This window comes from Nocardiopsis sp. TSRI0078 (assembly GCF_001905145.1).
Classification (GTDB): domain Bacteria; phylum Actinomycetota; class Actinomycetes; order Streptosporangiales; family Streptosporangiaceae; genus Nocardiopsis.
The window spans coordinates 129,132-140,417 of record NZ_LWLB01000034.1; the positions used below are offsets into that span (position 1 = coordinate 129,132).

Sequence of the window (11,286 nt, forward strand, 5' to 3'; positions counted from 1 at the left end):
GGCGTCCAGGCCCCGCTCCGGCGGGTCCGGCACCCCGGGGCCTCCCGGGGCCTCCCGGCGCCGCCCGGTCGCGCGCGTGCCGCGGCGGCCGGGGAGTGGGGATCGCCACCCCGGTCGGACACCCGCGACCCCTTGCCGAGGTTAGGTAAGGCATAGCATAGTTGCGGGGCGAGGTAAGGGAGCCTGCCCATGCCGGAGTTCGGATTTCTCGACGGCCAGCCGTTCTGGATCGTCTACTTCACGCTTCTCGGCGTGATCCTGTGCCGTGCCCAGGCCACCTACTGGATCGGCCGCGTGCTGGGCGCCGGCGTGAACCGCAGCCGCGTGGGCGGAAGACTCGGATCCCGGCTGGAGGCCGCCCGCCGGCGCATCGACCGCTACGGCGCCCCCGTGGTCACCCTGAGCTTCCTCACCGTCGGCGTGCAGACCGCCGTCAACCTGGCCGCGGGCGCCATGCGCATGCGCTTCCCGCGCTACCTCGCCGCGATGCTCGTCGGCTCGCTGGTCTGGGCGGGCATGTGGGGCGTGGTCATCGGCGGCCTGGTGGGCACCTGGTGGTCCCTGTTCCTGCACTCGCCGTGGACGGCGCTCGGCACGGGCGTGCTCGCCGTGGTGGCCGTGGCCCTGCTGGTCCTGCGCGCCCGCCGATCCGGAGCCGACCCCGCCGCTCCCGCCGACCCATCGGACTCCGCGGCCTCTTCCACGGGTGCAGACCCCGCGCCCGGGGGCACCGCCGACACGTCCGGAGAGAAAGGCACCGCCGACGAGGACGCCGCCGGTCCTCACCCGCGCCGCGCACCCACGAGCCAACGCTGACGGGTGGGCCACGAACGCCGCTGTGGCGGGTGCGCCCTTCCTCCCGCCGGCCCCGCTCCCAGCGGCACTCCCGGCGCCCGGCAGTGGCGCCGGGGCCAGGACCACCGGTGAAGGCCGGGGAAGGGCGCCGGCCCGCGCCACGCCACGCCGTGCCGACGCGGTCCGCCGGACGCGCCACCCGGCCCGCGTTGCCCTAACCTTGGGCGATGTGAGCCAACAGAACCCCTATCCCTGGCCCGACGCCTCCTCCACCGGGGTCGGGTCCTGGCCCGGCGAGGACCCCGACGAGGCCGTACGCACCGTCCTCGGCGAGCTCCCCGACCTTCCGCACCTGCCCGAACTGCCCGCGCGCGGTGTCGGCGCCGACATGGTCGGCCGCACCGGCGGCCTCCTGGTGGAGTTCCCCATCGAGGTCCAGCCCAGCGGATGGCGGGTCGCCGACAGCCCCGGACGCGACCTCGGCCGCGCGGCCAGTCTCATGTCCTACGACCTCGACGCCCTCACCGAGCACGCCCACGGCTTCACCGGCACCCTCAAGGTGCAGGTCGCCGGGCCCTGGACCCTGGCCGCGTCGATCGAACTGCGGAGCGGCCAGCGCCTGGTCTCCGACCCCGGCGCCTGCCGCGACCTGGCCGAGTCCCACCTGGAGGGCGTCCTCGCCCACCTGGCCGAGGTGCGCAAGAGGGTCCCCGGCGCCCGGCTCCTCGTCCAGGTCGACGAGCCCTCCCTGCCCGCGGTCCTGCTCGGCTCCCTGCCCACCGCCAGCGGCTACGGCCGCCTGCCCGCGGTCGACCGGGTCCGGGCCGAGGCCTCCCTACGGGTCCTCTTCTCCGCGATCGCGGAGACGGGGGCCGTCCCCGCCGCGCACTGCTGCGCCCCCGGTGTCCCCGTCGACCTCCTGCGGCGCAGCGGAGCGCAGGCGCTCAGCCTCAACGCCCTGCTCCTGACCCGCGACCACGACGAGATGGTCGGCACCGCCGTGGAGGCCGGGGTCGGCCTCCTGCTCGGCGTGGTCCCCTCCACCGACGACGGGACCCCCGCGCAGACCGCCCGAATGTCCGACCCCGCCGCTACCGTCGATCCTGTTCGCGAGTTGTGGAACCGGCTGGGATTCTCCCCTGACCTGCTCTCCCGCGCGGTGGTCACCACGCCCACGTGCGGGCTCGCGGGCGCCTCGCCCGGGCACGCGAGGGCGGCGCTGACCGCCTCCCGCGACGGCGCCCGGGTCCTGCGGGACGAGCCCCGCGGGTAGGCGCCGGGAGTCCGCGACCGCAGCAGGCGAGCACGAGAGCAGAAAGGCAGCGAGTGAGCGCTCCCGACACCACCACCGACATCCCCGACGAGGTACGCGCACGGCACACCGAACTGTGCCAGGAACTGGACGACCACAGCTACCGGTACTACCTGGGCACACCGGTGATCTCCGACGCCGAGTACGACACCCTCATGCGCGAGCTGGTCGGCATCGAGGACTCCTACCCCGCCCTGGTCACCCAGGACTCGCCCACGCAGAAGGTCGGCGCGCCCCTGAGCACCGACTTCGCCGAGGTCGAGCACCTGGTGCGGATGGAGAGCCTGGGCAACGCCTTCGACGTCGACGAGCTCAACGCCTGGGCCGACCGGACCAGCGCCGAGGTGCCCGTCAGCGGCTACCTGTGCGAACTCAAGATCGATGGCCTGGCCGTGGACCTGGTGTACGAGAGGGGACGCCTCGTGCGCGCCGCCACCCGCGGCGACGGGCGGGTCGGTGACGACATCACCCTCAACGTGCGCACCATCGCGGCCGTCCCCGAGCGCCTGGACGAGAGCGTGCGCCCCGCCCCGGAGCTGCTGGAGGTGCGCGGTGAGGTCTTCCTCCCGGTGGAGGACTTCGGCAGGCTCAACGAGCGCATCACCGCGTCGGGTGAGCACACCCCCTTCGCCAACCCGCGCAACGCCGCCGCCGGGTCGCTGCGGCAGAAGGACCCCCGCGTCACCGCCACCCGGCCGCTGTCGATGATCGTGCACGGTGTCGGCGCCTACTCCCCGGCGAAGGACGGCGGCGAGGACGTGGCCTTCACCAGCCAGTCGCAGGCCTACCGGCTGCTGGGGGAGTGGGGACTGCCGCTCAGCGACCGCTACAAGGTCGTCACCACCATGGACCAGGTCCGCGAGTACGTCTCCTACTACGCGGCCCACCGCCACGAGCCCGCCTACGAGATCGACGGCATCGTCGTCAAGGTCGACGACTTCGCCCTCCAGCGGCGCCTGGGCTCCACCAGCCGCGTCCCGCGCTGGGCGATCGCCTACAAGTACCCGCCCGAGGAGGTCACCACCCGCCTGCTCGACATCAAGGTGGGCGTGGGCCGCACCGGGCGCGTCACCCCCTACGGCGTCATGGAGCCGGTGGTCGTGGCCGGGTCCGAGGTCGAGTTCGCCACCCTGCACAACGCCCGCGAGGTCGAGCGCAAGGGCGTGCTCGTCGGCGACACCGTCGTGCTGCGCAAGGCGGGCGACGTCATCCCCGAGATCGTCGCCCCGGTGGTGGACCGCCGCGACGGCACCGAGCGCGCCTTCACCATGCCCGAGTTCTGCCCCGAGTGCGGCACCAGGCTCGGCCAGCAGAAGGAGGGCGACGTCGACCTGCGCTGCCCCAACGCCCGCTCCTGCCCCGGCCAGCTGCGCGAGCGCCTGTTCTTCGTGGCCAGCCGCAAGGCCCTGGACATCGAGGCTCTGGGCTACGTGGCCGCCACCGCCCTCACGCAGCCGCTGGAGCCCGCCGAGCCGCCGCTGCGCGACGAGGGCGACCTGTTCGACCTCACCGTCGACAAGCTGCTGCCCATCCGCACCTACGTGCTCGACCCCGACACCACCGAGCCCAAGACCGACCCCAAGACCGGCGAGCCCAAGGTGGTGTCCTTCTTCGCCAACAAGAAGGGCGAGCCCAAGAAGACGGTCGAGAAGCTGTTCGAGCAGCTGGAGGAGGCCAAGTCCAAGCCGCTGTGGCGGGTGCTGGTGGCGCTGTCCATCCGGCACGTGGGTCCGCGTGCGGCCGAGGACCTGGCCCGCCACTTCCGCTCCATGGACGCCATCCGCGAGGCCGACGAGGAGGAGCTGGCCGCGGTGGACGGCATCGGCCCGACCATCGCCGCCTCGATTCGCGAGTGGTTCTCCGTGGACTGGCACGCCGAGATCGTGCGCAAGTGGGCCGCGGCCGGGGTGCGCATGGAGGACGAGGACGACGGCTCCCGGCCGCGCCACCTGGAGGGGGTCACCGTCGTGGTGACCGGCTCCCTGGAGCGCTTCACCCGCGACGGCGCCAAGGAGGCGATCGCCGAGCGCGGCGGCCGGGCCACGGCGTCGGTGTCGAAGAAGACCGGTTTCGTGGTGGTCGGCGACAGCCCCGGCTCCAAGTACGACAAGGCGGTCAAGCTGGGGGTGCCGGTCCTGGACGAGGAGGGCTTCCGGGTGCTGCTGGAGGCCGGTCCGGACGCGGCCGCCGCCATGCGGATCAACCCCGAGCCCGAGGAGACCGAGTCCTGAGGGGTCCGGAGCCCGGGAAGGCCCGAGGAGGCCGGTTCCGGACCCGGCGGAAGTACGGCTGAGGGGGCCGGAACCGGCGGTCCCCCAAGCGCGACAGGGACAACGAGGACGGGGGCCGGCACCGCCGGGGCCCAGGGCCACGGCGGTACCGGCCCGCCGTCGGCCCGGGAGGCACCCGTGGCCCGGCGGGACCTCCCGTTTCCGGACGGGAACCGGATGGGCGGAGCTCCTCCGGCTCATGCGCGGCGCTGACCGGCCCGGACGTCCACCCCTGGGAGAGCTGACCGACACCCCTCGCCTGTGAGCGGAACCCCGACCGTGCCGGGTCTGCGGACGTGCCGGGTCTGGGTCCCTTTTCGGCGCTTCCTCATCCCTCACAGTCTTCGTCCTGGTTAACTGATAGTCCCTGCTGCGCGACACTTGGTGACGAAACCGCGTAAGGTGGACGTAGTAGGCCTGGATGTGGGCGCATCCAGAACCAGGATTCGGTCATGAGGGGTGGCCGGGTTCCGGACACTTCGAACAATCAGGAGCGACGGTGCCGCCGGCGACCCCGCTCCGCGGCCCCCTCACGAGGACCAGGCATGAAGGATCCGATCAGCACGAGGGACATCGGCCCACGGGTCGGAACGCCGCTGTGGCTGTACATGCTGGGCACCACGGCCGCCGGGGCGGGACTGCTCGCGCTCTCCGCCCTCGGCCTGTCCGTGGACGACCTGCGCACGCTCGCCATCCAGCCGCTCATCTGGGTCCTGCTGTGCATGATCGTCCTCGGCGAACTGCGGCCCGTCTCCATCCCCGGGCAGCCGCCCGGCAACGGCGTGCCCACCTCCCTGCCCTTCTCCTTCGCGCTCGTCATCCAGTACGGGCTGCCCGTGGCCGCCCTCATCCAGGTCGTGGCCACCCTGGTCGCCGGGTTCGCGCGCGGCAACGCCTCCCACCGCGCCGCGTTCAACGCCGCCCAGTACACCCTCTCCCTCGGCGTCGCCGACGCCGTCCTGCGCCTCCTGGTGCCCGTGCTCGTCCAGGGCGCCCGGTTCCCCGCCGCGGGGGAGCTCCTCGCCGTCGCCCTGGCCGGAACCGCCTACTTCGTGACCAACCGCGTGCTGGTCCTGTGCGCCGTGGCCATGCACGAGCGCGTTCCCCTCCGGCAGACCATGTCCAGGGGGCTGGGCCAGCAGACCTACATCAACGGGGTCATGCTCAGCCTCGCCCCGCTCGTGGTCGTGGCCATGAACCACTCGGTGCTCTACGTCCCGCTGTTCGCCCTTCCCCTCGGCGCGCTCTACACGAGCGCCCTGCTGTCGGTCAAACGCGACCACCAGGCCAACCACGACGAGCTCACCGCGCTGGCCAACCGCAAACTCCTCACGGTCCGGGCCCGCCAGGAGATCTCCCACGCCCGGCAGCGCGGTGACGGTGTCGGCCTGCTCCTGCTCGACCTGGACCGGTTCAAGGAGGTCAACGACACACTGGGCCACCCCATCGGCGACCGCCTCCTGCAGACCGTCGCCCGCAGGCTCACCCACAGCGTCCGCCCCGGCGACCTCGTGGCCCGGCTCGGCGGCGACGAGTTCGCCGTCCTGCTGCCCCAGATCCGCGGCGCCGCCGCCGCACAGGAGGTCGCCTCCCGCCTCAGGGGCGCCCTCACCGAACCCGTCCGCATGGACGGCATGGAGTTCGACCTGCAGGCCAGCATCGGCATCGCGCTCTTCCCCCACGACGCACCCGACTTCGCGCTCCTCATGCAGCGCGCCGACGTGGCCATGTACGTCGCCAAGGCCGACCGCACCGGCGTGGAGTCCTACGATCCCGGCAAGGACCGCAACTCCACCGCCCGGCTGAGCCTGTACAGCGAACTGCGCCGGGGCCTGTCCGAGGGCGCCCTGGAGATGCACTACCAGCCCAAGGTCGGCCTGGACGACGAGCGCCCCATCGGCCTGGAGGCCCTCGCCCGCTGGCGCCACCCCAGCCGCGGCCTGCTCACCCCCGACGAGTTCATGCCGGTCGTGGAGCAGTCCAACCTGTTCCGCGCCTTCACCGCCCAGGTCCTGGACATCACCCTGGCCCACGCCGCCCTGTGGAGCGACGAGGGCATGACCCTGCCCGTCGCCGTCAACCTCGGCGTGCGCGAACTCCTGGACCCCGAACTGCCCGGCACCGTCGCCGCGGCCCTGCGCGAACACGGCGTGGAACCCGGCCGGCTCGTCCTGGAGGTCGGCGAACACGCCCTGATCACCGAACCCGACGCCGCCACCGAGGCCGTCCACCGGCTCCGCGACCTCGGCGTCGGCCTGTCCCTGGACGACTTCGGCACCGGCCACTTCACCCTCGCCCAGCTCGCCGGCCTGCCCCTGGACGAGGTCAAGATCCACGAGTCCTTCACCGCGCGCCTGGTCGACCGGTCCGACAACGGCCACACCGTCGTCCGCGCCGCCATCGCCCTGGTCAAGGCGCTGGGCATGCGCGCCACCGCCGAGGGGGTGCAGAGCGCCGAGCTCGTCCGCGCCGCCCGCGACACCGGCTGCCACGCCGCCCAGGGCCACTACTTCTCGCGGCCGCTGGACGCGCGGGAGGTCGCCGACTGGGTCGCCGCCCGCGACGGCGGTACCGCGGCCGGCACCCGGGTCTGACCCGTCACCGACCGGCACCGGGACCGGCCCCGGAGCCATAGGATTGGTGCCGATAGTCCTTCCGCCGAAGAAACGGTTCGCATTCATGACCGCCATCACCCGCGATGAGGTCGCACACCTCGCCCGGTTGTCGCGGCTGGCGCTCGACGAGAGCGAGCTCGACACGCTCGCCGCCCAGCTCGGTGACATCCTCACCGCCGTGGCCAAGGTGCAGGAGGTCGCCCAGGGCGACATCCCGCCCAGCTCGCACGCCCTGCCGCTGACCAACGTCTACCGCCCCGACGAGGCCCGGCCCGGCCTCGCCCCCGACCAGGCCCTGGCCGGTGCTCCGGCGGTGGAGGACCAGCGCTTCCGGGTCCCGCGGATCCTCGGGGAGGAGGAGTGAAGGTGAGCGACGTCGTCAGCATGACCGCCGCCCGGCTCGGCGAGGCCATCAAGGAGGGCGCGGTCTCCTCGGAGGAGGCCACCACCGCCTACCTGGACCGGATCGAGGCCGTGGACGGCGAGATCAACGCCTTCCTGCACGTGCGCCGCGAGACCGCCCTGGAGCAGGCCCGCGCGGTGGACGCCCGCCGCGCCGCCGGTGAGGAACTGGGCCCGCTCGCCGGCGTGCCGGTCGCCCACAAGGACGTGTTCACCACCAAGGACATGCCCACCACCGCCGCCTCCAAGATCCTGGAGGGCTGGCAGCCGCCCTACGACGCCACCGTCACCGCGCGCCTGCGCGAGGCCGGGCTGGTGCTCCTGGGCAAGACCAACATGGACGAGTTCGCCATGGGCTCCTCCACGGAGAACTCCGCCTACCAGGTCACCCGCAACCCGTGGGACACCGACCGCATCCCGGGCGGCTCCTCCGGCGGCTCCTCCGCGGCCGTGGCCGCGTTCGAGGCGCCCCTGGCCACCGGCACCGACACCGGCGGTTCCATCCGCCAGCCCGCCGCCGTGTGCGGCCTGGTCGGCGCCAAGCCCACCTACGGCGGCGCCTCCCGCTTCGGGATGATCGCCTTCGCCTCCTCCCTGGACACCCCCGGCCCGTTCGCGCGCAACGTGCTCGACGCCGCCCTGCTGCACGAGGCCTTCTCCGGGCACGACCCGCGCGACTCCACCTCCATCGACGCCCCGGTCCCGCCGGTCGTGGACGCCGCCCGCACGGGCGACATCAACGGCCTGCGCGTGGGCGTGGTCAAGGAGCTGGACAGCGACGGCTTCCAGCCGGGTGTGCGCCAGCGCTTCCACGAGACCCTGGAGCTGCTGGAGTCCCTCGGCGCGAAGATCGTCGAGCTGTCCTGCCCGAGCTTCGACGCGGCCCTGTCGGCGTACTACCTCATCGCGCCCAGCGAGTGCTCGTCCAACCTGGCCCGCTTCGACGCCATGCGCTACGGCCTGCGGGTGGGCGACGACGGCACGCGCAGCGCGGAGGAGGTCATGTCGCTGACCCGCGCCCAGGGTTTCGGCCCCGAGGTCAAGCGCCGCATCATGCTGGGCACCTACGCCCTGTCGAGCGGCTACTACGACGCCTACTACGGCAGCGCCCAGCAGGTGCGCACGCTGATCAAGCGCGACTTCGACGCCGCGTTCGAGAACGTGGACGTGCTGGTCTCGCCGACCACGCCGACCACGGCCTTCCCGATCGGGGAGCGCTCCGAGGACCCGATGGCCATGTACCTGGCCGACCTGTGCACGATCCCGTCCAACCTGGCCGGGAACGCGTCGCTGTCGGTGCCGTGCGGCCTGGCCCCGGAGGACGGCCTGCCCGTCGGCTTCCAGATCATGGCCCCGGCCCTGGCCGACGACCGCACCTACCGGGTCGCGGCCGCGGTCGAGCGCGCACTGGACGAGCGCGACGGTGCCCTGCTGGTCCGCAGCCCCTACGCGGTCACCGAGTAGGAGTGTGAGTGCCCGTCGCCCCGCCGGGGGGCGGCGGGCACCGGTGTGTCCGGGCCCTGTCCGGAGGGCCCGCACATGCCCCGTAGAACTGACTGCGGTACCCCGTCCCTGATGTTCGGGTAACCAAGGGTGGTGGCCCACTCCGGGGGGTTGGGAAGCCGAAGGCGGTGGCCCGCCCCTGGGGTGGGGGTAGGGCTCACAGTGGTGCTTCGCCCGAGGGGGTTGGGTGAGCCGGAAGCGGTGGCCCGCCCTTGGGGGTGGAGGGAGTGGGGCGTTCTGGCGGAAGCGGACGGGAGTGGGGGTGGGACCGACCGATGGGCGAGTTCGTCTGGCGAACTCAACCGAGGGAGATCCCTGGCCCCGCTCACCCCAGGACCACGAAGAAGCCGCGCGTTCGCTCATGGGCCCCTCGACCACGCGCGGGAGAGCGCTCCCGGGAGCGTGCCCTGCACCATGCGCAGAGGGGGGTGCACGACTGCGGGCACACCGGTCACCGGCAAGCCCCCCAGCGGTGACCGCACACCGCACGGGACACGCACGCTGGGGAGCGGACCGGCGTCAGCAACCAGGCACCCGTAGGGCCCGGGCTGAGGAGCAACCAGGCACCGGTCGGTAGAGGGACCGGTGTCAGAAACCAGGCACCCGTAGAGCCCGGGCTGATGAGTAGCCCCAACGGGGTTCACGAAGAGCGCCCAGTAACGCGCCACCATGCAACCGTGCAGAATCCGGTGGTGGCCCGCCCCAGGAGGCGTGGTTAGAGCATCCAGCGGCGAGCCACCCCCGCAGGTGCATGGGTGTCTGGTGGGAAACGACGGCGAAGGGCCCGTCCCCGTGGTCTTCCACGGGGGCGGGCCCTCAGGCGCTACCGCGCTACCGCACTACTGCGGTGAGGCGGCCGGGAGGGTGTCAGCCCTCCAGGTCCTCGGAGCCGGCGGCCTTGCGCTTGCGGCTGAGGTAGATGGCGCCGCCACCGGCACCCAGTGCGGCCACACCGGCGGCGACCAGGCCGGCGAGCGCGCCGCCGGTCACGGGCAGGGTGGGCTCGTTCTGGTCGTCGGCGGGCTCGGAGGGCTTGTCGCTGGGCTCCTCGGGCTCGGTCGGCTTCGGGGACTCCGGCTCGGTCGGCTCGGGGGACTCGGGCTCGCTCGGCTCGTCACTGGGCTCGTCGGTGGGAGGCGTGGTCTCGTCACCGGTCCAGGAGGCGGAGGCGGACGCGGTCACGGTGACCTCGCTGTCCTCGGCGGTGATCAGCGTCTGGGTCGGCTGGTGCTCCTCCTCGCCCTTGAAGAGACGGCCGGACCGTACGGTGGCGCTGGTCTCCAGGGAGAAGCCGGCCTGGCCCGCCTCGGCACCGGCCGGGACGGAGAAGCCCACGACGTCTCCGTTGTTGACCGTGGTGACGGGTTCGCCGCTCTCGATGTCGACCAGTTCGACCCCGATGCCCTCGGCGATCTCGGGGCTGACCTCGATACCGTCCTCGTCGCTGGTCTCGATGAGGAACTCACCGACGGTCTCCCCGGCCTTGCCCGAGGCCTCGTGCGGCGTGATGCTGAGCGTGGGCTCCGGCTCCTGGGGCAGTTCCTGCGCGTTGTCCACGAGGTAGCGGTAGACCTTGGTCACGGCACCGGAGTCGACCCTGCTGTCGACCTCCTTGTTCGCGGTGACCCGGGACAGCTCCATGCCGTTGCTGAAGTGCCAGATCGCGGCCTGCGTCGCGGTCAGGGCCTCGGCCTCGGTCAGCCGCGCGGTTCTGGCAGCGGAAGCGAGATCGGCGGCGCTGACACTCGGGTAGCTGTTCTGGAGGATCCAGTGGACCTTGCCGGGCTCGGCGAAGTCGCCCTTGCCGGGGTAGGTGGCCCACTGGTCCTCGAGGTACCAGGCGTCGGCACGGATGTCGGTGCTGAAGTCGATGCAGTAGGTCGTGAGGACGTCGCCGTTCTCCAGACGCAGGTTGAACGTGCTGGTACCGATGGAGTCCTCGACACCTTGCATGGTCACGAGGTGACCGTCCTGTGCGTGGTCCACGTACTGGGCGCGGACCGCGCCCTCGTAGGTCTCCACGGGGTCGGCGGCGGCGGGGGCCGCGAGCCCGAAGGCGAGGAAGGCTGCGGCGGAGGCGGCGAGGGTCGCGCGCCCGGTGGAACGGGGGAGGGACACGTGCGTCACGTCTTTCCTGTGGTGGTCTCAGTGTGCCTACCGGATCGTCCGCCCGTCCCGGATTCCGGGTGTGACGGGCGTCGGGCCGATGGCGGTCGACTCGTCGGGTGGCCGGGTCAACAGCGGTACGCGGAGAGCCACGGTGGAGTGGGGAGCGGGGGAAGCACCCGGCCGGGCGTGTGCCTCTCCGGAGCGGTCGGTTTCGGGGAGGAAATAGATGCGGGCCACAACGGAAGGCTGGTATCGCCTGTCCGATATTAGCGATGAGCCT

General features: G+C 72.5%; 7 protein-coding genes. 6 read left to right on the forward strand and 1 reads right to left on the reverse strand.

Going from position 1 to position 11,286, the window contains the following annotated elements; genetic code table 11:
- The first annotated feature begins 189 nt into the window (after positions 1–189).
- The 6 genes from A6A08_RS21840 (at position 190) to gatA (ending at position 8,858) form a co-directional block, all read left to right on the forward strand.
- Positions 190–816: a DedA family protein gene (locus A6A08_RS21840; protein ID WP_083609224.1), complete on the forward strand. Its 627-nt coding sequence runs from the start codon at positions 190–192 to the stop codon at positions 814–816.
- 208 nt (positions 817–1,024) lie between these two features.
- Positions 1,025–2,068: a methionine synthase gene (locus tag A6A08_RS21845; protein ID WP_073704708.1), complete on the forward strand. Its 1,044-nt coding sequence runs from the start codon at positions 1,025–1,027 to the stop codon at positions 2,066–2,068.
- Positions 2,069–2,121: 53 nt separating this feature from the next.
- A complete protein-coding gene (ligA, locus tag A6A08_RS21850; protein WP_073704507.1) occupies positions 2,122–4,338 on the forward strand; it encodes an NAD-dependent DNA ligase LigA in 2,217 nt (738 codons plus the stop codon).
- A gap of 584 nt (positions 4,339–4,922) precedes the next feature.
- Entirely contained in the window at positions 4,923–6,971 is a 2,049-nt protein-coding gene (locus A6A08_RS21855) for a bifunctional diguanylate cyclase/phosphodiesterase (protein ID WP_073704508.1), read from the forward strand.
- Positions 6,972–7,056: 85 nt separating this feature from the next.
- Positions 7,057–7,356, forward strand: a complete 300-nt coding sequence (gatC, locus tag A6A08_RS21860; RefSeq protein WP_073704509.1) for an Asp-tRNA(Asn)/Glu-tRNA(Gln) amidotransferase subunit GatC — start codon at positions 7,057–7,059, stop codon at positions 7,354–7,356.
- A gap of 2 nt (positions 7,357–7,358) precedes the next feature.
- Positions 7,359–8,858, forward strand: a complete 1,500-nt coding sequence (gene gatA / locus A6A08_RS21865) for an Asp-tRNA(Asn)/Glu-tRNA(Gln) amidotransferase subunit GatA (protein ID WP_073704510.1) — start codon at positions 7,359–7,361, stop codon at positions 8,856–8,858.
- A 906-nt stretch (positions 8,859–9,764) separates the two neighbouring features.
- Here gatA and A6A08_RS21870 read toward each other — a convergent pair.
- Entirely contained in the window at positions 9,765–11,024 is a 1,260-nt protein-coding gene (locus A6A08_RS21870) for a thioester domain-containing protein (RefSeq protein WP_073704511.1), read from the reverse strand.
- Between the last annotated feature and the right edge of the window lie 262 nt (positions 11,025–11,286).

Excerpts from the sequence above, each read along its gene's own strand:
- A6A08_RS21840 (WP_083609224.1), top strand. The coding sequence starts at position 190 with ATGCCGGAGTTCGGATTTCTCGACGGCCAGCCGTTCTGGATCGTCTAC.
- A6A08_RS21855 (WP_073704508.1), top strand. The coding sequence starts at position 4,923 with ATGAAGGATCCGATCAGCACGAGGGACATCGGCCCACGGGTCGGAACG.
- gatC (WP_073704509.1), top strand. The coding sequence starts at position 7,057 with ATGACCGCCATCACCCGCGATGAGGTCGCACACCTCGCCCGGTTGTCG.